This window comes from Amycolatopsis sp. AA4 (assembly GCF_002796545.1).
Classification (GTDB): Bacteria; Actinomycetota; Actinomycetes; order Mycobacteriales; family Pseudonocardiaceae; genus Amycolatopsis.
The window spans coordinates 589,754-610,541 of the sequence record NZ_CP024894.1 but is presented as its reverse complement, the minus strand read 5'-3'; the positions used below and the strand labels follow the sequence as shown (position 1 = coordinate 610,541).

Sequence of the window (20,788 nt, the reverse complement as noted above, 5' to 3'; positions counted from 1 at the left end):
AGCGGGCAGCGATGCACTGCGCTGGAGTTCATGACTACGACCTCGATGCGGCGCCGCGCCCGATGGGCCGGTCTCGCCTTGTCCCTCGCCCTTGGCGGCCTCTGCGCGACTGCCCTGCCCGCTCAGGCCGCCCCGGACGCTCCGGCCGCGCACCAGGCGGCGAAGAAGAAACCAGTGCACCTCAAGGCCGGACCGGCGAAGGACAAGGTGCACAAGGGCGACCTGGTCCGGATCCACGGGCATTTCGCGACCGGCCCGGCGGGTCGAGGCGACGACGACGGGCTCCTGTACCTCCAGCAGCAAACCCAGGCCGGGGTCTGGGTGAACCTCGCCTCTACCTCGTGCTCGCCGGACAACGACTTCGACCTCGGCGTGCGGCTGACCGTGTCCGGGACCCTGACGCTGCGGGTCTTCCACCCCGAATCCACCCTGTTCACCGCCGCCGCCTCCGCGGTGTTCACGGTCGTCGTGTCCTAAAAACCGATCCAGTGGATGTCCGCGGCGGAGACCGGGCATCATGTCGGGCGTGAGCCAGCCCGGAGATCCCGCTTCGCCGCAGTTGGCTTATGCCGACCACCTCCGCCAGCAATCGGCGACCTGCCGGTTGCTGGCGGAGAAGCAGCGGGAGAACACCGCTGTGTTCGAAGGCTTCGCCGAACGCGGCCTTCCTGGGTCTGCCGAGATGGCAGTCCGGTCCGAACGTTCGGCGCGGTTTCTCGTGCTGCTCGCTTCAGTGATCGCGGAGCAGGCGATCGCGCACGACGAACTGATGGCCGCGGGCGGGCCGGAGAATTCCCGTGCGTACGTCGAGTATGAGGCGACCACCCGGCGGCTGCGGGCGTTGTTGCCGACGGACACTCTCACCGACTGAGCGTTACGGCCGCGGCGTTTGCGTGTTGGTCAACGCGCCCACGATGTCCTCCGCCAGCAGAAGACTCGCCAACCCGTGGCCGTGTTTTTCCCGGCGTACCAACGAAACCACGTTGTTGCTGAACGCGTCGCGCACCGGGCGGAAGACGAGCCGCCCGTCGCGGATTTCCTCGGCGATGTCGAATTCGCTGAGGAACGCGATGGCGTCCCCGGAGGCGGCGAGCCGTTTCATCGTCTCGATCGAGTTGGTGTGGAACGCCGGTTCGATCTCGAGGCCGGCTTTGGCGAAGGCCTCCGCGACGATGCCATGGATGACCATGGACCGGTCGGCGAAGATCAGCGGATAAGGCGGGCACTGGGCGAGCGGGATCGGCTCCGGCCCGGCGAGCGGGTGGTGCGGCGCGACGACGACGCCGAGCCGGGTGTTCATCTGCCAGCAGACCTCAAGCTGCGCGGACGGCGGGACGTTGAAGCCGAGTCCGAGATCGGCCTCGCTGGCCTCGACCGCGCGCAGGATTTCCTGCGTCGTCATCGTGCGGATGGAGATCCGGACTCGCGGATGCCTGCCCCGGAACGCCGCCGCGGCGGTCGCGACGACGCTGCTGGCCAGGCCGGTCATCGTGGCGATGACGACCTCGCCGCTGCCGAGCGCGTGCAGGTCGCGGATGTCGGCGACGGTCTCGCGGTACTGCTGGAGCGTGCGCCGGACGTGCGCGAGAAGCGCTTCCCCGGCCGGTGTCGGACGCATCCCGCGCGGCAGGCGGTCGAACAGCGGCTGGCCGAGTTCCGCTTCCAGCAGCAGGATCTGCCGGTTGATCGCCGACGGCGCGACGTGCAGTCGCGCGCCGGCCGCGCGGATGGACCCCAGGCGCGCCACCTCGTCGATGTACTGCAGCAACCGGGAGTGGAGCACGGGCAGACCTCCTCAGCGTACGAAAAAAGAGTACACGTCGTACGAAAATGAATGCTTGTCAGCAACGGTGGGCGCCGGGTTCTATCAGTGCACCAACGACAGCGAAGTGAGGAACACCGTGCTGGAATCGCCGACCTATCCCCCGCTCGCGGCGGAAGACGTTGCCGCGCAAGAAGATCACGTGCGGACGATCTTCGACATTCTCGCCGGCGAGCAGGAAGCGGACCTGCTGCTGCGCAATCTCCACATTGTCGACGTGCACACGGAAAGTGTCTATCCCGGCTCGCTTCTCGTTTACCGCCAGCGGATCATCGCGCTGAACCCCGACGAGTCGATCGTGCGCGTGCGCGAGGTTTTCGACGGCGAAGGCCTTTACGCGATCCCCGGGCTGATCGACGCGCATCTGCATTTCGAGTCGCAGCTCGCGCATCCGGCGGCGTTCGGCGAGGCGATCGTCCCGAGTGGAACGACCACGGTCTTCGGGGAGACCCTGGACTTCGCGAGCGCGGCCGGGGACGAGGCCGTGGAAGCAGTCCAGACCTTGTTCGCTGACCACGAAAAGCTGCCGTATCGGCTGTACGCCTTCGCGCCGGGGAAGAAGACCTCGACGGACGTCACCGAAGCCATGCTGAAGATGGATCCGGTGATCGGACTGGGCGAACTGGCGCACCTGTCGTACATGACCGGCGACGCCGACGATTTCCGCAAATCCGCGCTGGGCCGGGCGAATTCCGGGTTCGTGAACTGCCACTGGGGTGTCACGGCGCTGTCGGACATGCTGCTGAACTACATGCCCGCGATCGGCGTCGACAACAATCACGACGTCTGGAACGAGGACGACATCGAAAAGAGCGTCCGCTACGGTCTCAACACGCAGATCAAGTTCGGTGTCGGAAGTCCCGAGGTCATCCGGACCATGTTGCGCGCCATCGTGAAACGGCGCTGGCCCGCCGAGAACTTCCAGCTCTGCGCCGACAACATCTCGGTGGACCGGGTGTTGCGGCAGGGCCACATCGACTGGGTGATCTCGCTGGCGATCGAAATGGGGATGCCGCCGATCAAGGCGATCAAGATGGGCACGCTGTACGCCGCCCGTTCGTTCCGCAAGGACCGGGACCTCGGTTCGCTCAGCCCGGGCCGCTTCGCGGACATCGTCCTCACCGACAGTCTCGCGAAAATCAACCCGCGCTACGTGTTCAAGGGCGGCGAACTCGTGGCCCGCGATCGCAAGCTGCTCAATCGCGTCGGCATCGATTACTCCAGCCTCGCCAAGAAACCTCAGCCGGGCCTCGCCGACCTGACCGCCGAGCAACTCGACCTGACGCCGATCGAAATCTCTGCCGCGGGCGACCAGGCGAAGGTGCTGCTCTTCGATGTCTACGGACGCGGGCACCTCAAGTTCGCCCAAGAGATTTGGGTGCCCTACCGCGACGGCGTGGTCGTGCCCGAGCACGAAGGCGAACAGCTCAACCGGATTGCGGTCGTGCAGCGATACGCCGACGGGGAGCGGCACATTGTCACCGGGTTGTTCAAGGGCGTGTCGATCGACCGCGGCGCGGTATCGACGTTCTGGCCCGCGCCGTCGGCGTACTTCGTGAGCGTCGGCAGTGACAGCGCGGAAATGTGCGCCAATCTGAAGCAGTTGGACACGCTGGTCGGCGGCTGCCTCGTGACCGAGGACGGCGAGACGAAAGCCTGTCTGCCGCTGGAGTTCTACGGCGTGATGGCCGACATGAACCTCGCCGAACTCGTCGACGCGACCCGTTCGGTCGACGCCGCGCTCGAGAAACTGGGCAACCACAACGAGGGCGAGCCCGTCGTCAACAAACTCCTGACCCTGTTCATCTCGCTCGACCGTTTCGGATTCATGAAGTAACCCTCAACGAGGAGGTCGCGGTCGTGCCTTACGACAAAGACGCGGGAGTAATCGACACCGGAAACGTGGTGCGGCGGTGGATCACCTACATCGCGGGCATCTACCTGCTGACGCTCGGTCTCGGCCTGGCCATCCGGGCCGGGATCGGCATCTCCCCGCAAAGCAGCCTGACCCGCACGATGACGCTCGTGCTCCCGCCGCTCAGCCAGGGCACGTTCAATCTCATGCTCGAAGTGCTCATGCTCGGGCTGACTTTTCTTGTGCTGCCCCGGGCATTCAAACTCAAGAACCTCTTCTCGCTGGTTCCGGCGCTGATTCTCGCCGCGCTGCTCGACTTCAACCTGATGGCGACGAAGTGGATCTCGCTAACGCCCTACGCGGCCAATCTCGCGTTGCTGTTCCTCGCCGACGCGATGCTGGCGTTCGGGCTCTTCCTGATGATCCGCGCCAATCTGGTGCTGATGCCGATCGACCTGTTCGTCAACACCTTGCAGAAGAAGACCGGGCGCAAATGGGGAAATATCAAGACGGTCTTCGACTGCACGCTGCTGGCCATCTCGGCGGGCATCGGGCTGATCTTCCTCGGCGGACCGCATTTCATCCGCGAGGGCACGATCGTCAACGCCGTCCTGGTCGGCCAGTACATCAAGCTCTATTTCTTCCTGTACAAGAAGTTCCAGGCGCGCAAGCTCAAGCCCGTTGAAAGCGCAACGTGAACGTCGCGCCGGCCCCGGGCTTCCCGAAGGCGGCGATCGTCCCGCCGTGGCCGGCGACGACCTCCTGCACCAACGCCAGCCCCAGCCCGAACCGCCGTCCCTCGCCGTTCGACCCGTGCGCGAACCGTTCGAAAAGCCGTTCCGCCTCGTGCTGCGGGAAGCCCGTCCCGGTGTCGCACACCCGCAGTTCGACGTGCCGGGCGTCCGGATTGGCGAGAATCACCTCGATCGACCCGCCGGGCGGCGTGTGCCCGATCGCGTTGTCCAGCAACGCGGAAAGCACGCGCCGCAACGCGGTCGGCACGCCCGGCACGACGTCCTCCAGCCCCGGCGAACGGCGCAGCCGGAGGTCCACCTGCCGGTCGTTCGCGCGGACCGACTCCGCCGCCACGGCCTGTTCCGCCAGCACCGCCAGCTGCACCGGCTCCAGCTGCGGCCGCGCGGCACAGGCCTGGGCGGACAACAGCAAATCGTCGACCACCGCGCCGAGTTCGCGGGTGCCGGAGACCAGGGTTTCCAGGTCGGCCGGTCCCGCGCCGCCGCGGCGGGCCAGGAGCTGCGTGCGGGTGTGCAAGCGGGTCAACGGCGCACGCAGCTCGTGGGACGCGTCGGCGACGAACGTCCGTTGCCGCCGCAACGCCTCGCCCAACGGCCGGATCGCCCGCCCGGCCAGCAGATACCCGCTGAGCACCGACGCGAGCAGCACGACCAGCTCGGCCACCCCGAGCCCGAACAACAGGTGTTCACGGTCAGATATCAGGTAGTGCTCGTTGAAGTACGCCTGCCAGATCTCGCCGCCGCGGTTGACCGTGCGGATGGTGTACGTCGCGCCGTCCAGCACGCGCTCTTCGGTCACCACGTCGCCGTTGTTCGGCACCCGCGGCACCGGCGGGAGCGTGAACGGCAGCCGCCCGGCAGGCGCGTGTCCCTGGGGCGTCACCAGGTAGGTGCAGCCGGGCGGGGTGGCGGAAAGACCGTGTCCCAGCGCGAATTCCAGCTGCCGTTCGGTCTCCGCGACCTGCCCGCGCAGCAGCACCCAGTACGCGATCACCCCCGCGGCGAGCACGACCATCGTGATCACCACGGCGATCTGGCCCGCGATGGTCCGCCGCGCGCGCCGCAGCGCCCGCGCCTCGGGGGCGACGAGGGTGGTCACACCGCCCCGATCTGGTAGCCGAGGCCGTGCACCGTCTTCACCACGCCGCGCCCCAGCTTCCGCCGCAGGTAGTACACATAGGTGTCCACAATGGACTCCGCGGCGGACTCGGTGAACACTCCCGCGCGCAGCGACGCGCGCGGGTGGATTGCCTTGGGCCGCTGGGCAAGCGTGCGCAACAGCTCGAACTCGCGTCCGGACAGCGTTACCCGTTCGCCGCGCGGCAGCACGACCTCGTGCCGCTGCAGGTCGAGCGCCGCCGCGCCGAGCGGGAGGGATTCAGCGTGCTCGGAGTCGCGGCGGCACAACGCGCGCACCCGGGCGAGCAGTTCGTCGGTCTCGAACGGTTTCACCAGGTAGTCGTCGGCCCCGGTGTCGAGGCCGTGCACCCGGTCGGCCAGCTCGCCCAGTGCCGACAGCACCAGCACCCGCGCGGGCACCGCCCGGCGGCGCAGCTGGGCCAGCACCGAAAGGCCGTCGACCACCGGCAGCCGCCGGTCGAGAATCACCACCGCGTGCCTTCCGGTGAGCCCGAGGTGCAGGCCGCGCTGTCCGTCGTGGGCCACTTCGGTCTCGTAACCTTCTCCGGCGAGCAATTCGACGAGCATCCCGGCGAGATCGCGATCGTCCTCGACCAGGAGCACCCGGGAAGCCGCCGGGGTCTCTGCCTCATCGTGCACAGGTCCATACTCGCAGTGATCCGGCCATCCGACCCTCGACTTTCGTAGGCAATCGTTCAGCTTCGCCCGGTCAGGAGAAATTCGGGCATTTCCCCGTCCGCGTACCGGCGGGCGTCGCGTTTGTCCAGCCAGCCGAGCACCGGCGAGGTCATGATCGTGGTGACGAGCGCGACGAGCACCAGCACAGTGAACAGAGCGGGCGAAACGATTCCGGCGGACAGCCCAACGTTCAATGCCACCAATTGCATCAATCCACGCGCGTTCACCAGCACGCCGATCCGCAACGCGACCGGTTGCGGTTCGCCGGTCATTCGCGCCGCGCCCCACGAGGCACCGAGTTTGCCGACCACCGCGACCGCGATGCAAACCAGCGCGAACAGCAGCAGCTTCGGGTCGGCGAGGAGTGCGAATCGCGTGTTGAGGCCGGAATAGGTGAAGAACAGCGGCAGGAACACGACCCGGCCGACCGGCATGATCCGCGCGAGCACCGCGTCGGCCGCCTCGCCGCGCGGGAAAACCAACCCGAGCATGAACGCGCCGAACACCGCGTACAGGCCGATGACGTCGGTGAACCACGCGGCGCCGAACAGGAACATGGCGGTGACGAGCATCCGCTGATCCACCGGCACCCGCGGGTTGGCCATCACCCGCGCCACGATCCGGCGGACCACCAGCCACACCAGCAGCACGAACAGCACCCCGCCGCCGATGGCCGTCGCGACCGGACCGGCGGTGCCGGCGTGCATGCCGAGTACGACGGCGAGCAGGATCCAGGCGAGCACGTCGTCGAGCGCGCCGCAAGCGAGCGCGAGCGAGCCGAACCTGGTGCTGCCCAAGCCTCGTTCGGTGATTATCCGGGCCATCATCGGGAACGCCGTGATCGCGAGCGCCACCGCGACGAACGCCGCCGAAACCACCGGCGATACCCCGGGTTTCAGGATTCCGGCCCAGTTCGCGCCGAGCACGCTCACCCCCACGCCGAGCGCGAGCGGCACGACTGTGCCCGCGGCGGAGACCGCCGCGACGGTTTTCCTCCCTTCTTTGAGTGCACTCAGCCGGAATTCGTAACCCGCGCCGAACATGTAGATGACCAGCCCGATCTGGCCGCCGAGATACAGCAGCGTCCGCACCGAATCCGGGAACAGCCATTCCTGCCCGCCGGGAGCCACGAGCCCGAGCAGCGACGGGCCGAGCAGCACGCCGGTCACCATCTCGCCCACCACCGGCGGCTGCCCGAGCCGCACCGCGAGCGCGTTCACCGCCCGGCAGGCCACCAGGATCACGACCGCCGCCAGGAAAAACGCGGGTGCGGCTTCGACGGCACTCATCGGGTTCCTCCTTGGAAGTGTCTGGTGCACAACTTCAGCCGGCGCGCGTCGAGCACCATGTAGGTGCCGAACACCAGCTGCGCGAGGCTGCGCCACACGTCTTCCCAGCGATCGCGCACCGCCAGATAGGCCAATGCGGTGCGGGGATTTCTCCGCGATCCGCGCGGGGTGGCGAAAACCGGCCCGCGATTGGGAATCGACCGGGTGTGCGCGGCGCTCGTGGCGAGGGCGAACCGCCGCAGGAATTCCCTGGTGACCACGCGCATGGTCACCGGGGCGAGGCCGCGCGCCGGGCACGGCCGGTTCTGCGCGACGCCGAACGGCAAGAAATTTCTCTGCTGGTGCGCGGGGCAACCGGCCCAACGCTCCGGGTCGAACTCCTCCGGACGGTCCACTCCGGCGTGGTGGAACTCCGGATAGCTGAACAGCAGCACGGTACCCGCGTCGATAGTCCGGTCCGCGAGCTGGATGTCGCCGGTGGTGATGCGGTGTGCGATGCCGAAGAGCGGGTACGTGCGCAGGCATTCGTCCAGCACACGGTCGAAATACTCGTCGTCGTCCGGGTTTTCCGCGAGCCGCCGCTGCACTTGCGGGTGTTCGGCGAGCACCATCAGCAGGTGCGCCATCGCTTCGGACATCTGCACGACCGCGGTGTTGAAGAACGTCCCTTGCAGATAGAAGACCTGCTCCTCGCGGGTGAGCCGGGACGGCAGCGGATGCGGTACGTCGTCGAGGCGGCGGCGCAGGTACTCGGTGAGCCGGGCTCGACGGCGCATGTTGCGCGGGCGTACGCACTTCAGTGCGGACACGACGTCGTCAGCATGCCCGACGATCAGGTCCCGGGCCTCTGGCGGGCATTCTTCCTCGAACACCAGCTCGTAGTACAGCTCGGCCCAGACCGGCATCATCTCGTCGCGCAGCCGAAGCAGCCGTCCCGGCCCGGTTTCGATCCGGTCGAGTACGCGCGCGGCGACCCGTTCGGTCAGCGCCTGCGATTCGGCCTTCGACTTGACCAGGATGGCCCGGGTGGTTTTCGCGACCTCGTCGTAGCGCGGGCCCGGCTCCAGATGTTCCTGGTGCACCTGGGGTCCGGGTGCGAGCCAGTACCAGAACAGGTCGGACAGCGCGGCGCCCTCGCTGCGTCCGTCGGCCGCCGGATCGGCGTACACGCGGCGGAAGTCCTCGACCGGCACCTGGTAGCCCTCGTCTCCGTTGACCAGCGCGAAAATCCGGTTCCGCAGCGCGACGACCCGGCCGGGCAGCCACTTCGGGCTCGTGGCGACCAGCCCGGCCGCCGCGGCGAGCACGAGCCGTTTCATCGGACCAGGTCCGCGGTCAGCTCGCCGGGCGTACGCGCGCCGCACAGCCCGAGTGCGGTGTCGGTTTCCTCGCGCAGCCGTTCCAGCACCTCGGCGACTCCCTCCTGCCCCGCCGCGGCGAGCCCCCACAGCACCGGCCTGCCGACGCCGACCGCGTCCGCGCCGAGGGCGAGCGCCTTGACGACGTCCGCTCCGCTTCGCACGCCACCGTCGAGAAGCACCGGAATTTGACCGTCCACAACGGACACGATTTCGGGGAGTGCGGCCATGCTCGAAATTGCGCCGTCGAGCTGTCGGCCGCCGTGGTTGGACACGACGAGCCCGTCGATTCCCACTGCCACCGCGCGTCGGGCGTCTTCCGGATGCAGTACGCCCTTGAGCAGCACCGGCATTTTCGTGGCTTTACGCAACCAGGCGAGATCGTCCCAGGTCAGGTCGGCGGGCATCTCGATGTCGCGCACGCGGCCGGTGTTGTCGCGCATGTTCTCGGCGGCCAGCCCTGGCGGAAGGTCATGGAAACCGTGGCGGTATTCGCGTTCCCTCCGTCCGCGCACTGCGGAATCGACTGTCACCACCAAGGCTCGCGCGCCAGCGTTCTCCGCTCGGCTAATGACTGATTCGGTGAACTCCCGGTCCGACTGCGGATACAGCTGGAACCAGAACACGTCGGCGACCTTGGCGACATCCTCCACCGCCGTCGTCGAAGCCATGCTGCATACGAAGACTGTGCTCGCTTCCGCAGTGGCTTGTGCGGTCGCGAGTTCTCCGTCCGGATGCGCGAGGCGATGGAATGCTGTCGGGCAAACCAAAATCGGCATCGACAACGGCGACCCGGCGATTTCCACCCTCAGGTCGCGTTTGCCGACTCCGCGCAGTGCTCGCGGCACGAGCACCCGGCGGCGGAATTCTTCTTCGTTGGCGCGCAAGGTGGCTTCTTCGCCCGCGCCACCAGCGTAATAGTCGTAGTGCGCTGACTCCATCCGTTCGCGCGCGATGGCTTCCAGCTCCGCGATCGTGCGCATGTCAGAGCTGCTTGGTGAAGAAGGCCGTCAACGCGTCCACGTGCACCGGGCGGTTCCACTCGTTTTCGAGGTTCTCGGCGACATGGTGGGTCGCGACCAACTCACCGCCCTGGTAATGCCGGACGATCGGATGCAGGTAATGCCCCTCGCCGGAATCGTTCGCGACGTCCTGGCTCGCGCGCGTGACGGTGAAGTCGAACGGGTCGATCTTGTCGTGGTCCGGGCCGTAGTCGAGAGTGATCACGAACGCGTTGGCGCTCTGGCCCAGTTCCGTGTCCTTGAATCGGTCGACCGGGACTTCCTCGTAGTATCGGGCCTGGTCGCCGTCGACCACGAGAACGTCGGCGAGGAACCCGAACTGCTGGTACAGCGCGGAAGTGCGGTTGATCCGCTGAATGACCGCGTCGACCAGTTCGCTGGTCTTGTTGGCCACCACCGTGTTCGGCCATTCAGTGTCGTGGTAACGCTCGTCGAGCACCTTGGAAAGCGCGCGCACGCCGTAGCGGTAGCCGTGGATGAACGCGCTGGTCGCCTTCTTGAAATCGCGAGCCTGAGTGATCGTCCCGGCGAAGTAGAGCCCGGGCACGTTCACGGATTCCCACGACGAGGTCTGCGCCGGGAACCGGTCGTTGATCGTCATCTCCGGACGGCAGTCCTCGTCGAACATTGACGCATCGAACCGGAATCCGGTCGCGGCGATCACCCGGTCGTAGCGAATTTCCTTGACCAGCTCATTGGCGCGAGCGAAGGCGAATTTGACGTGGTAGCCGTCGTCGTCCTTGGTGATCTCGCGGACGTCGCCGTCGAGAATCGCGTGCTGCAGCTTGAGTTGGTACATGTCGAGCACCCCGGCGTTGAACGCGCGGAGGTGTCCGACGAAGTGCGTCCGCCAAGCAAGTTTGACCGGCCGCGGCCCTGCGACATGCAGCACCGCGGCGTAAGCGTTGATGCTGTCAGCGGTCTCGAAGGCGGAGTTTCCCTTGCCCAGCACGAGAACGCGCTGATTGATGAACTGCTCGGGATCCGTGTCGTAATCGGAGTACTGGTCGACCAGGTCCATCCCCGGCACGTCCGGGACGTACGGTTTGGTCACGCCGGTCGCCATGACCAGCCGCCGGGCGCGGAACGTTTCCCCGTCCGCGGCGGTGACCGTGAAGACGTCGTCCGCGCGCGAAATTCGCGTAACCTCGGTGTCGTACCGGATTTTGACGTCGTGTTTCGCCGCGTAATCGGCGGTGTAGCGGAGAAACGCCTCCGCGGGCGGGAACATCTCGGCGCTGTAGTCGGTGAACACGAGCGGGTCGGGCCCGTCGTCGAGCAACGAGTTCCAGTCGACCCGGAGGTTCAGCTCGGGGTCGGTCCAGCCGGTGTACTTTTTGTTGACCGAGATGAGCGTGCGATGCCGGGGAAAGCGCGTGAAGAACGCGGCGGGCACGGACCCGCGCTCCAGGACCAGGTAGCTGCGCCCGGCCCCGCCCAGCTGCCGCCCGAGCTGCAATCCCGCCGGCCCGGCTCCGACCACCAGGTAGTCCAGCACGTCCGCCATGACACCGACCTCCCGCTCGCCTTGATCTGACGGCGATCAGAGTGGTCGGAAGATCTCAGAAATCCCTCAGAACGTACCCGGTCTTCGGGACACCCGGTGCCCCGCGACGGAAGCGGGGCACCGGGTTCAGCCGCTACTTGCCGGTGACGCGCGCGAGCGCCTCCGGGTACCGCTCGCCCGCGACCGCTTCGGCCGGAGCGGCCTTCTCGATGGCCGCGATGTCCTCTTCGGACAGTTCCAGCTCGGCCGCGCCGACGTTCTCTTCCAGGTACTTCCGCCGCTTCGTCCCCGGGATCGGCACGACGTCGGCCCCCTGGGACTGCACCCAGGCGAGCGCGAGCTGCCCCGCCGTGACGCCCTTGTCGGCGGCCAGCGCGCGCAGCGCCTCGACGATCGCCATGTTGCGCGCGAAGTTGTCCTCGGCGAACCGCGGCAGGGTCCGGCGCATGTCCCCCTCGGGCAGCTCCTGCACCGAGGTGACCGCGCCGGTCAGGAATCCGCGGCCGAGCGGCGAGAACGGCACGATTCCGACTCCCAGTTCGCGGCAGGTGCCGAGGATCTCGTCCTCGATGCCGCGCGTCCACAGCGACCATTCGCTCTGCAGCGCGGTGACCGGATGCACCGCGTGCGCCCGGCGGATGGTGTCGGCGCCCGCCTCGGAAATCCCGGCGAAGCGGATCTTTCCGGCCTGGACCAGCTCGGCCAGCGCGCCCCAGGTCTCCTCGATCGGGACGTTCGGGTCGACGCGGTGCTGGTAGTAGAGGTCGATGTGGTCGATCCCGAGCCGCTGCAGCGATTCGTCGCAGCACTGCTTCACATACGCGGCGTCCCCGCGCGCGGTCATGCCCTCGGCGGTGTGCACGATGCCGAACTTCGTCGCGAGAACCACCTGGTCGCGACGGTCGGCGATGGCCTTGCCGACGAGCTTCTCGTTCTCCCCCGCGCCGTACACGTTGGCCGTGTCGAGCAGGGTCACCCCCAGCTCCAGCGCCCGGTGGATGGTGGCGATGGACTCGCTGTCGTTGTCGCGCACGCCGTAGGCCGCGCTCATCCCCATGCAGCCGAGCCCCTGTGCCCCGACCTCCAGTGCGCCGAGCTTCCTCGTACCGATCACGCGGAAATTCCCTCCATTTCGGGCGCTACGCCAAAGGCCTTGCGCTCGATCTGCTCGTAGTTGGCGATCTTGTAGTCCAGAATGTCGAGACAACCCTGCAGCTCGGCGATGCGGTCGGCGACCGATTGCCGTTGCTCCACCAGGATCGCCTTGCGCCGTCCCGCGCTGGCCACCCCGTGCCTGCGCAGCGAGGCGTACTCGCGCATGCTCTTGATCGGCATGCCGGTGAGCCGCAGCTTCGTGAGGAAGCCGAGCCAGTTCAGGTCCTCGTCGGAGTAGGCGCGCCGCCCCGCCGAATCGCGAGCGGGCGGTTCGAGAAGCTTGATCCGTTCGTAGTACCTGAGGGTGTCGATCGACAGGCCGCTACGTCGTGCGGCTTCCGCTATCGAGTAGCTCATGCGCTCGACAGTACGACCTGGAGTGCACTCCAGGTCAAATCTGAAACCGCCGGTCGCGGTCGCGTTTTATAACGTTGTTGCGTTACGCTGGGTACATGCCTCGCCCCCGTACGCACGACGAAACCCTCCGGCTGAAGCTCCTGGATCGGGCAGGCGAACTGATCTCCGCCGACGGCCCCAAGGCCCTGTCGCTGCGCAAACTGGCCGCCGACTCCGGCACGTCGACCACCGCGGTGTACTCGCTGTTCGGGAGCAAACCGGACCTGGTGAACGCCCTGTACGTGGAAGGCTTCCGCCGCTTCGGCGCCCGGCTGGCGAGGGTCCCCCTGTCCGGCGAGCCGGTACCCGACCTCGTGCGCCTGGGCGTCGCCTACCGCGAAAGCGCACTGGCCGACCCGCACCTGTACGCGATCATGTTCAGCCGCTCCGTGCCCGGCTTCGAACCGAACGCCGAGGCCGACGAGGTCGCCCAGGCCACCCTCGCCCCGCTGATGGGGGTAGTCCGCGCCGCCGTGACGTCCGGCCAGTTCCAGGACGTCGCACCGGAACTGATCACGGTGAGCCTGTGGGGTTTCGTGCACGGCCTGGTGTCCCTGGAACTCTCCGGCCGCTTGCCGGACGGCTTCAGCGTTTCCGACGCGTACGAGAAAGCCTTGCACGCCAACGCTTCCGGCTGGCTTACCTAGCGCCGTACTGCCGGTCTCCCGCGTCGCCGAGCCCCGGCACGATGAATCCGGAGTCGTTGAGCCGCTCGTCGATGCTCGACGTGACCACCCGAAGCGGCAGCCCAGTCTGCTCCAGATGCGCCAGCCCCTCCGGCGCGGCGAGCGCACAGATAGCGGTGACATCCGTAGCGCCCCGGTCGATGAGCAGACGAATCGTGTACTCCATCGAACCGCCAGTCGCGAGCATCGGATCGAGCACCAGCACCGGCCGGTCCGCAAGCGATTCGGGCAGCGATTCGAGGTACGGCGTCGGCTTGAGCGTCTCCTCGTCGCGAGCGAGACCGACGAACCCCATTTGCGCGTCCGGGATCAGCTTGTGCGCCTGGTCAGCCATCCCCAGCCCAGCCCGCAAAACAGGCACGAGCAACGGCGGACTGGCAAGCCGATAAGCATCAGTGCGCGCAACCGGAGTATGAATGCGCTCGGTCCGCACCGGAGCGTCCCGCGTGGCTTCGTAGACGAGCATGACAGTCAACTCATGCAACGCAGCCCGAAACGCAGCACTGTCCGTCCGAGCATCCCGCATAGTCGAAAGACGAGCCTTGGCCAGCGGGTGATCGACTACCTGCACATCCATGCCGACAACTTAGCTGCCAACGAGAAGCACGCCACCCTTTCCCCCTCACCTTCGTGGGCCCCATTACCCACCCACACCACCGCACCGATGCACCCAACTATCGAGGCACCCAGCCCCTCCCCCGCACCCCGATACGAAGCCGCCCTGCGGTCTGGGGGTGCTTGTCAAGGCATCTTTCCCGCCTTGACAAGCACCCCCAGACCGTCAGCACAATCAAGCTTCGGGGTGCCCCACGCAACCAGGGACGGCAATGTCGCCCGCCAGGGCGACGAGCCGAGACAGCCCCCCTACAAAGACTCCGCAAACCACCGAACCCACCGCCGCTGCCAAGGAGTCTCCACCGCCCGCGGATGATGCTCCCTCCGCACCCAAGCGACAGCCTCCCCCGGCCCCACCCCACCGACCGTCACCAAACAAGCCAGCACAGTCCCACTACGCCCGACCCCGCCAAGACAAGCCACCTCCACGGCCTCCCCAGCAACCGCCCGCTCGTGCAACCCCAAAATCTGCGACCGGGCGTCCTCCCGATCCCGCGGCAGCAAGAAGTCCGGCCAAAGCACCCACCGCCGCTCCCACCCCAGCAACGGGTCGTACCGTGCCCGCATCCGCCGCGACCCCAGATACAACCCGAACTCCGGCTCCGGCCCCTCCGGCCTCGGCTTCCCCAGCCCACGGGCCCGCACCCGAGCCCCGTCCGGAAGCACGAGAGTCCCCGCCAACGCAGCATCCATCACGCCATGATCCCCCTATCCACCGTTCGACGGACCCGAGCCGGACCCGACAGGGCTAGGCTGCCCCAGGTGAGTGAAGACCCAGCCACGCCGGGCCCGGACCAGATGCGCGTGTCGGACGCTGACCGGGAGCAGGTCGCGCAGGTACTGCACCAGGCGCTGTCCGAAGGCCGCATCACGATCGACGAGCTGGAGGAGCGGCTTTCCAGCGTCTACTCGGCGAAAACGTTCGCCGACCTGAAACCGGTGACCGCCGATCTGCCCGGCAGCGCCGCGCTCGCCGCCACCGCGTCGGCCTCGCTGCAACCCGCCCCCTCGCGCGCGCTCGGGCTGCCCGACAACCGCATCGGCGGGCATCCCGGTTCCGCGATGTCGATCGGCGTGATGTCCGGGGCGGTGCGCAAGGGCAGCTGGGTCCTGCCGCAGCAGCACACGACTTTCGCGTTCTGGGGCGGAGCCGAAATCGACCTGCGCAGCGCCCGGTTCGCCGAGAAATCGAGCACGATCACCGCCATCGCGATCATGGGCGGGATCGAGATCACCGTCCCCGACGACATCAACGTGAACGTCACCGGCATCGGCTTCATGGGCGCGTTCATGCTGGAGGACAAGTCCGGCGCGCCGCCCGCGCCGCCGACCGCCCCGACGGTGACGATCAACGGCCTCGGTTTCTGGGGCGGCGTCGTCGTGTACCGCAAGCCGGCCAAGGACCTGAACGCGCCGCAGATCGAGTCCTGAACCCGACTGCACACGGCACCGACAAAAACCGCCGCTCGCGCCGCGCGGCTGTGGACAACTCCGCGGCCGTGACCAGCTGTCCACAGATTCCGGTGAGCGCTCCGGCGCCTGCTGTCGCGCACCTACACTCAGCGGTATGACAGCTACCACCAGCCCGTCAGCGGCGCCGGAAACCCCGTCGCCGCTGACGGACGTCACTCGCGACGAAGCGAGCCTGCGGCGGTTCCTGCACGGGCTGCCCGGTGTCGACCAGGTCGGCGTCGAGCAGCGCGCGGCGGGACTCGCGACCCGGAGCATCAAAAAGGAAGCCAAGCGCTGGGCGATCGACACCGCGGTGTCGATGGTCGACCTGACCACGCTCGAGGGAGCCGACACCCGCGGCAAGGTCCGCGGGCTCGCCGCCAAAGCGATGCGGCCGGACCCCGAGCGGCAGGACTGCCCGCGCGTCGCGGCCGTGTGCGTGTACCCGGACCTGGTGGAGACGGCCGTCGAAGCGCTCGCGGGCAGCGGGGTGCGGGTGGCGAGCGTCGCCACCGGCTTCCCGGCGGGCCGCACGAGCCGCGAGGTGAAGCTCGCCGACACACGGCTGGCCGTCGAGGCGGGCGCGGACGAGGTCGACATGGTGATCGACCGCGGCGCGTTCCTCGAAGGCCGCTACCTGGAGGTGTTCGACGAGATCCGCGCGGTGAAGGCGGCCTGCGGCTCGGCGCACCTGAAGGTGATCCTCGAAACGGGCGAGCTGGCGACGTACGACAACGTCCGCCGCGCGTCCTGGCTCGCCCTGCTGGCCGGCGGGGACTTCATCAAGACGTCCACCGGCAAGGTGTCGCCCGCCGCGACGCTGCCGGTCACGCACGTGATGCTGCAGGCGGTGCACGACTGGCACGAGCGCACCGGCGAACTGCGCGGCGTCAAACCCGCGGGCGGGATCCGCACGACGAAGGACGCGATCAAGTACCTCGTCGCCGTGCACGAGGTCGCGGGCGAGCAGTGGCTCACGCCGGACCTGTTCCGGTTCGGCGCGTCGAGCCTGCTCAACGACCTGCTGCTGCAGCGGCGCACCCAGGTGGACGGCCACTACAGCGGCCCTGATTACGTGACGGTGGACTGACATGGGCATCTTCGAATACGCGCCCGCGCCGGAATCGCGCGCGCTGGCCAATCTGAAAGAGCATTACAAGCCCTTCGTCAACGGCGAGTTCGTCGACGGGTCCGGCGAGCCGCTCAAAACGATCAACCCGGCCACCGAGGAGATCCTCGCCGAGGTCGGCACGGCGTCTGTGTCCGATGTGGACACCGCGGTGAAGGCCGCGCGCAAGGCGTACACGTCGGTCTGGTCGAAAATGCCGGGCACGGAGCGGGCGAAGTACCTGTTCCGCATCGCGCGGCTGATCCAGGAACGCTCGCGCGAGCTGGCGGTGCTGGAAACGCTGGACAACGGGAAGCCGATCAAGGAGTCGCGCGATTCCGACGTGCCGACCGCGGCCGCGCATTTCTTCTACCACGCAGGCTGGGCGGACAAGCTCGGCTACGCGGGCTACGGGCCGGACCCGAAGCCGCTCGGCGTCGCCGGCCAGGTGATCCCGTGGAACTTCCCGCTGCTGATGCTGGCGTGGAAGATCGCACCGGCGCTGGCCACCGGTAACACCGTGGTGCTGAAGCCCGCCGAGACCACGCCGCTGAGCGCGCTGGTGTTCGCCGAGATCTGCCAGCAGGCGGAACTGCCGCCGGGCGTCGTGAACATCCTGCCCGGCGCCGGTGACATCGGTGCGTCCATTGTGGAGCATCCGGACGTCGACAAGATCGCGTTCACCGGTTCCACCGAGGTCGGCAAGCTGATCCAGCGCACCGTCGCGGGCACCCGCAAGAAGCTGACCCTGGAACTCGGCGGCAAGGCGGCGAACGTGGTGTTCGACGACGCTCCGCTGGACCAAGCGGTCGAGGGGATCGTCAACGGGATCTTCTTCAACCAGGGCCACGTCTGCTGCGCGGGCTCGCGGCTGCTGGTGCAGGAATCGGTGGCCGAGGAGGTGCTGGAGAAGCTGCGGTACCGGGTGTCGACGCTGCGGCTGGGCGACCCGCTGGACAAGAACACCGACGTCGGCGCGATCAACTCGGCCGAGCAGCTGGCGAAGATCCGCGGCCTGGTCGAATCCGGCGACGCGGAAGGCGCGCAACGCTGGACCAGCCCGTGCCCGGTGCCGGACCGCGGGTTCTTCTTCGCGCCGACGGTGTTCTCCGAAGTCCACCAGTCGATGCGGATCGCGCGCGAGGAGATCTTCGGCCCGGTGCTGTCGGTCCTCACCTTCCGCACGCCGGAAGAGGCCGTGGCGAAGGCGAACAACACGCCGTACGGACTGTCCGCGGGCATCTGGACCGAGAAGGGCTCGCGCATCCTGTGGATGGCGAACCAGCTCCGGGCCGGCGTGGTCTGGGCCAACACGTTCAACCGTTTCGACCCCGCCGCCCCGTTCGGGGGCTACCAGGAGTCCGGTTTCGGCCGCGAAGGCGGACGCACCGGTTTGGAGGCCTACCTCAATGTCTGACCGGATTTCCGTCGCCAAAACCTACAAGCTGTATGTCGGCGGCAAATTCCCGCGCTCGGAATCGGGCCGCGTCTACCCCGTCACCGATTCCAAGGGCGCTTTCCTGGCGAACGCGGCCCACGCCTCGCGCAAAGACCTGCGCGACGCGGTGTCCGCCGCCCGCAAGGCGTTCCCGGGTTGGTCGTCGGCAACCGCATACAACCGCGGCCAGGTGCTCTACCGCGTCGCCGAGGTGATGGAAGGCCGCCGCGCCCAGTTCGCCGCCGAGGTGGCCGCCTGCGAGGGCGTCGCCGCGAAGAAGGCCGAGTCCCTTGTGGACGCTGCCATCGACCGCTGGGTCTGGTACGCGGGCTGGACCGACAAGATCGCCTCGGTCCTCGGTGCCGCCAACCCGGTCGCCGGGCCGTATTTCTCCTTCACCACGCCCGAGCCCACCGGAGTCGTCGGCGTTCTCGCGCCGCAAGAGTCCTCCCTGCTCGGCCTGGTGACGGTGCTGGCCCCAGTGCTGGCCACCGGCTCGACGGCAGTCCTGGTCTCCAGCGCGGACCGCCCCCTGCCCGCCATCACGCTGTCCGAGGTGCTGGCCACCTCCGATGTCCCCGGCGGGGTCGCCAACATCCTCACCGGCCGCGCCGCGGAACTGGGCCCATGGCTGGCCTCCCACGGCGACGTCAACGCCCTGGACCCGACCGGCGCGACCCCCGAGGACCGCGTCACCCTGGCCCAGGAAGCCGCCGGAACGGTGAAACGAGTCCTGTCCGTCCCGGACGTCGAACCGGACTGGACGGCCGAACCAGACCTGTCCCGGCTCCGGCGATACCTGGAAGCGAAAACGGTCTGGCACCCCATCGGCGTCTGACCTTCGAGTCCATCGAGACCGCCGTTCCGGTTACCCCGGAACGGCGGTTTTGTTTGCCCGCAACCGAAACAGTGCGCGGTGGGCACACTTAGCACCGAAGACGACGAAGTGCGGCATCCGTAACGCGGCACACCTGATGCCGTGTGAGAGCCGGACGCACAGCCCTCCGCCGTTCGCGATCGACCTCCCCGGCCGCGGGCTCAGTTTCGGCAGCCCGGACAACAGCGGCGGACCGCAGCTCGACGCCTGCTCCCATCTCGTCGACGCACCGACGCTCACCCGCGCCGAAGTCGCCTGAGCGAGGACCACCGGACACCAACATTTCGCGCCACAGCCCTATCCTTTCGCGAAATTCTCTGCCAACATGAGCCATTGGGGAAATTTCGACAACCCCGTGTCCGGTACAGGCGCCGCCAGCACGTCAGGAGGACTTCGCATGACCCCGCAGCCCGCCCAGTCCGAAGAAGCACTCGCCCTCGAGTTCCTCGGCACCACCAGCGCCGGCGGCAACTGCCCCAACGCTTATCGCACCAACCGCGGCACGTTTGTCGTCCAGGGATACCGGGTCACCGACGAGCAGGCGCTGCGGCAGCTGCACGAACGCGGCATGCCGGACACCGAGACGGCCGTCGAAATCCCCGCCGGCCTGCTCAAGTTCTTCCCGCAGGAAGCCTGAGCACGACGACCGGCGCAGGCGAGGCAAGGGCAGCGCGGCGATTCAGACGCACTAGGCCCCCAGGATTTCTCGAAACTCGACCCCAGGTGTGGGAAGATGCCATCGGGTTCGAGGAATTCCGCATGCGATAGCGAGGGCGAGTGCCTACCAGTTTCGAGAAACGCCGGGCAGAGCTTGGCGACCGCCTGCGCCGGCTCCGGGTCGACGCGGGATACGAGACCGGAAAGGACTTCGCCAAGGCCATCGGCTGGAACGCGCCCAAGGTCAGCAAGATAGAAAACGGCAGGCAGACCGTCGGCGACGACGATCTCGACGCCTGGGTCGCCGCGGTCGGCGGGCCTCCGGAACTGGCCGCGGAACTGCGCGAGCAACTCGTCGAGGTCCGCGACGCGCACGCCAGCTGGAAAGACAAAGTCCGCGACGGACACCGGGCCAGACAAGAGGAATCCATAGCCCGCGAGGCCAGAGCGCTACGAATTCGTGCAGTAGATCTCCGAATTGTCTCCGGATTACTGCAAACCCCGGAGTACGCGCGGCATACGCTGCTCGCCCACGCCCGGATCCACGGCGGCGGACAGGACATCACCGAGGCCGTCCGGGCGCGGATGCAGCGCCAGCAGATCCTCTACGAACCCGGCCGCACCATCGAACTGCTCACCTCCGAGGCCGCGCTGCGCTATCCGAACGCGCCGCGGGAGGTGATGATCGCGCAGGTGCACAAGCTGCTCGCGCTGCTCGGCACCCCCAACATCCGCTTCGGCATCATCCCCGCGGACGTCGTCGTGCCCTACCCGATCACCGCGGACTTCTGGGTCGTCGACGACGTCGCGATGGTCGAGACCCCCGAGGGCGAGCACATCGCGAGCGACGTCGACCCGTACCACGAGGTCGCGGATCTACTGTGGACAGTCGCGGCCGAGGGCGACGCCGCCCGGGCGGTGCTGCTGCGGGTGCTCGATTCGCTGACCCGCGCAGCCCCGCCCGACTGAGCCGGAATC

23 protein-coding genes are annotated in these 20,788 nt (G+C 67.7%); 12 read left to right on the top strand and 11 right to left on the bottom strand.

Translation table 11 applies throughout. The features are described from left to right. Positions 1–30 precede the first annotated feature (30 nt). Complete coding sequence (locus CU254_RS03070) at positions 31–477, top strand: hypothetical protein (RefSeq protein WP_009072652.1); 447 nt, start codon at positions 31–33, stop codon at positions 475–477. 40 nt (positions 478–517) lie between these two features. After that, positions 518–871 carry a hypothetical protein gene (locus CU254_RS03065; protein WP_009072651.1) on the top strand — a complete coding sequence of 118 codons (354 nt, stop codon included), beginning with the start codon at positions 518–520 and terminating at the stop codon, positions 869–871. Between the two features lie 3 nt (positions 872–874). Here CU254_RS03065 and CU254_RS03060 read toward each other — a convergent pair whose 3' ends face one another. Further along, the gene (locus CU254_RS03060; RefSeq protein WP_009072648.1) at positions 875–1,783 is read right to left on the bottom strand and encodes a LysR family transcriptional regulator; all 909 of its coding nucleotides are present in this window, start codon (positions 1,781–1,783) and stop codon (positions 875–877) included. A gap of 106 nt (positions 1,784–1,889) precedes the next feature. Here CU254_RS03060 and CU254_RS03055 point away from each other — a divergent pair, with 106 nt between their 5' ends. Continuing rightward, positions 1,890–3,659 (top strand): adenine deaminase C-terminal domain-containing protein, encoded by a 1,770-nt coding sequence (locus tag CU254_RS03055; protein WP_009072646.1) that lies wholly within the window; start codon positions 1,890–1,892, stop codon positions 3,657–3,659. A 23-nt stretch (positions 3,660–3,682) separates the two neighbouring features. Beyond that, complete coding sequence (locus CU254_RS03050) at positions 3,683–4,375, top strand: YitT family protein (protein WP_009072644.1); 693 nt, start codon at positions 3,683–3,685, stop codon at positions 4,373–4,375. Here the strand turns inward: CU254_RS03050 and CU254_RS03045 are convergent. The 8 genes from CU254_RS03045 to CU254_RS03010 form a co-directional block, all read right to left on the bottom strand. After that, positions 4,350–5,531: a sensor histidine kinase KdpD gene (locus tag CU254_RS03045; protein WP_009072642.1), complete on the bottom strand. Its 1,182-nt coding sequence runs from the start codon at positions 5,529–5,531 to the stop codon at positions 4,350–4,352. The genes CU254_RS03050 and CU254_RS03045 overlap by 26 nt on opposite strands. Continuing rightward, entirely contained in the window at positions 5,528–6,175 is a 648-nt protein-coding gene (locus CU254_RS03040; protein WP_009072640.1) for a response regulator transcription factor, read from the bottom strand. The genes CU254_RS03045 and CU254_RS03040 overlap by 4 nt, the downstream gene beginning before the upstream one ends. 92 nt (positions 6,176–6,267) lie before the next feature. After that, positions 6,268–7,539, bottom strand: a complete 1,272-nt coding sequence (locus CU254_RS03035; protein WP_037712374.1) for a cation:proton antiporter — start codon at positions 7,537–7,539, stop codon at positions 6,268–6,270. Continuing rightward, positions 7,536–8,858: a cytochrome P450 gene (locus CU254_RS03030; protein ID WP_037712371.1), complete on the bottom strand. Its 1,323-nt coding sequence runs from the start codon at positions 8,856–8,858 to the stop codon at positions 7,536–7,538. Before CU254_RS03030 ends, CU254_RS03035 begins: the two co-directional genes overlap by 4 nt. After that, positions 8,855–9,880 (bottom strand): alpha-hydroxy acid oxidase, encoded by a 1,026-nt coding sequence (locus CU254_RS03025; RefSeq protein WP_037712369.1) that lies wholly within the window; start codon positions 9,878–9,880, stop codon positions 8,855–8,857. Before CU254_RS03025 ends, CU254_RS03030 begins: the two co-directional genes overlap by 4 nt. 1 nt (position 9,881) lies before the next feature. Then, positions 9,882–11,426: an NAD(P)-binding domain-containing protein gene (locus tag CU254_RS03020; protein ID WP_009072637.1), complete on the bottom strand. Its 1,545-nt coding sequence runs from the start codon at positions 11,424–11,426 to the stop codon at positions 9,882–9,884. A gap of 133 nt (positions 11,427–11,559) precedes the next feature. Beyond that, the gene (locus CU254_RS03015) at positions 11,560–12,540 is read right to left on the bottom strand and encodes an aldo/keto reductase (protein ID WP_009072635.1); all 981 of its coding nucleotides are present in this window, start codon (positions 12,538–12,540) and stop codon (positions 11,560–11,562) included. Next, positions 12,537–12,938, bottom strand: coding sequence for a MerR family transcriptional regulator (locus CU254_RS03010; RefSeq protein WP_009072633.1), 402 nt, complete (start codon positions 12,936–12,938; stop codon positions 12,537–12,539). The genes CU254_RS03015 and CU254_RS03010 overlap by 4 nt, the downstream gene beginning before the upstream one ends. A 95-nt stretch (positions 12,939–13,033) precedes the next feature. Here CU254_RS03010 and CU254_RS03005 point away from each other — a divergent pair, with 95 nt between their 5' ends. Further along, positions 13,034–13,624 (top strand): TetR/AcrR family transcriptional regulator, encoded by a 591-nt coding sequence (locus CU254_RS03005; RefSeq protein WP_009072631.1) that lies wholly within the window; start codon positions 13,034–13,036, stop codon positions 13,622–13,624. On the opposite strand, the gene upp is transcribed toward CU254_RS03005, so the two are convergent. Together upp and CU254_RS43895 are read right to left on the bottom strand one after the other, a co-directional pair. After that, the gene (gene upp / locus CU254_RS03000) at positions 13,617–14,240 is read right to left on the bottom strand and encodes a uracil phosphoribosyltransferase (RefSeq protein ID WP_009072629.1); all 624 of its coding nucleotides are present in this window, start codon (positions 14,238–14,240) and stop codon (positions 13,617–13,619) included. The two genes, CU254_RS03005 and upp, sit on opposite strands and share 8 nt — an antisense overlap. Positions 14,241–14,527: 287 nt before the next feature. After that, positions 14,528–14,971, bottom strand: coding sequence for a protein-tyrosine-phosphatase (locus CU254_RS43895; protein WP_009072628.1), 444 nt, complete (start codon positions 14,969–14,971; stop codon positions 14,528–14,530). A 105-nt stretch (positions 14,972–15,076) separates the two neighbouring features. Here CU254_RS43895 and CU254_RS02990 point away from each other — a divergent pair, with 105 nt between their 5' ends. The 7 genes from CU254_RS02990 to CU254_RS02965 all read left to right on the top strand — a co-directional run bounded on the left by CU254_RS02990 (position 15,077) and on the right by CU254_RS02965 (position 20,779). Continuing rightward, a complete protein-coding gene (locus tag CU254_RS02990; protein ID WP_037712368.1) occupies positions 15,077–15,709 on the top strand; it encodes a DUF1707 domain-containing protein in 633 nt (210 codons plus the stop codon). A 136-nt stretch (positions 15,710–15,845) separates the two neighbouring features. Next, positions 15,846–16,820, top strand: coding sequence for a deoxyribose-phosphate aldolase (deoC, locus tag CU254_RS02985; protein ID WP_009072624.1), 975 nt, complete (start codon positions 15,846–15,848; stop codon positions 16,818–16,820). A gap of 1 nt (position 16,821) precedes the next feature. Further along, positions 16,822–18,255, top strand: a complete 1,434-nt coding sequence (locus CU254_RS02980) for an aldehyde dehydrogenase family protein (RefSeq protein WP_009072622.1) — start codon at positions 16,822–16,824, stop codon at positions 18,253–18,255. Continuing rightward, the gene (locus tag CU254_RS02975; RefSeq protein WP_009072620.1) at positions 18,248–19,114 is read left to right on the top strand and encodes an aldehyde dehydrogenase family protein; all 867 of its coding nucleotides are present in this window, start codon (positions 18,248–18,250) and stop codon (positions 19,112–19,114) included. The genes CU254_RS02980 and CU254_RS02975 overlap by 8 nt, the downstream gene beginning before the upstream one ends. Before the next feature lie 136 nt (positions 19,115–19,250). Then, positions 19,251–19,412, top strand: coding sequence for a hypothetical protein (locus tag CU254_RS42865; protein WP_158687983.1), 162 nt, complete (start codon positions 19,251–19,253; stop codon positions 19,410–19,412). Between the two features lie 138 nt (positions 19,413–19,550). Continuing rightward, positions 19,551–19,790, top strand: a complete 240-nt coding sequence (locus CU254_RS02970) for a hypothetical protein (protein WP_037712366.1) — start codon at positions 19,551–19,553, stop codon at positions 19,788–19,790. A gap of 140 nt (positions 19,791–19,930) precedes the next feature. Next, complete coding sequence (locus CU254_RS02965) at positions 19,931–20,779, top strand: helix-turn-helix transcriptional regulator (RefSeq protein ID WP_009072615.1); 849 nt, start codon at positions 19,931–19,933, stop codon at positions 20,777–20,779. Positions 20,780–20,788 lie beyond the last annotated feature (9 nt).

Coding starts and splice junctions, on each gene's coding strand:
- CU254_RS03035 (WP_037712374.1), bottom strand. CDS start 7,539: ATGAGTGCCGTCGAAGCCGCACCCGCGTTTTTCCTGGCGGCGGTCGTG.
- CU254_RS03020 (WP_009072637.1), bottom strand. CDS start 11,426: ATGGCGGACGTGCTGGACTACCTGGTGGTCGGAGCCGGGCCGGCGGGA.
- CU254_RS03070 (WP_009072652.1), top strand. CDS start 31: ATGACTACGACCTCGATGCGGCGCCGCGCCCGATGGGCCGGTCTCGCC.
- CU254_RS02980 (WP_009072622.1), top strand. CDS start 16,822: ATGGGCATCTTCGAATACGCGCCCGCGCCGGAATCGCGCGCGCTGGCC.
- CU254_RS03030 (WP_037712371.1), bottom strand. CDS start 8,858: ATGAAACGGCTCGTGCTCGCCGCGGCGGCCGGGCTGGTCGCCACGAGC.
- upp (WP_009072629.1), bottom strand. CDS start 14,240: ATGGATGTGCAGGTAGTCGATCACCCGCTGGCCAAGGCTCGTCTTTCG.
- CU254_RS02970 (WP_037712366.1), top strand. CDS start 19,551: ATGACCCCGCAGCCCGCCCAGTCCGAAGAAGCACTCGCCCTCGAGTTC.
- CU254_RS02975 (WP_009072620.1), top strand. CDS start 18,248: ATGTCTGACCGGATTTCCGTCGCCAAAACCTACAAGCTGTATGTCGGC.
- CU254_RS43895 (WP_009072628.1), bottom strand. CDS start 14,971: ATGGATGCTGCGTTGGCGGGGACTCTCGTGCTTCCGGACGGGGCTCGG.
- CU254_RS02990 (WP_037712368.1), top strand. CDS start 15,077: ATGCGCGTGTCGGACGCTGACCGGGAGCAGGTCGCGCAGGTACTGCAC.
- CU254_RS03010 (WP_009072633.1), bottom strand. CDS start 12,938: ATGAGCTACTCGATAGCGGAAGCCGCACGACGTAGCGGCCTGTCGATC.
- deoC (WP_009072624.1), top strand. CDS start 15,846: ATGACAGCTACCACCAGCCCGTCAGCGGCGCCGGAAACCCCGTCGCCG.
- CU254_RS03065 (WP_009072651.1), top strand. CDS start 518: ATGTCGGGCGTGAGCCAGCCCGGAGATCCCGCTTCGCCGCAGTTGGCT.
- CU254_RS03025 (WP_037712369.1), bottom strand. CDS start 9,880: ATGCGCACGATCGCGGAGCTGGAAGCCATCGCGCGCGAACGGATGGAG.
- CU254_RS42865 (WP_158687983.1), top strand. CDS start 19,251: ATGCCGTGTGAGAGCCGGACGCACAGCCCTCCGCCGTTCGCGATCGAC.
- CU254_RS03005 (WP_009072631.1), top strand. CDS start 13,034: ATGCCTCGCCCCCGTACGCACGACGAAACCCTCCGGCTGAAGCTCCTG.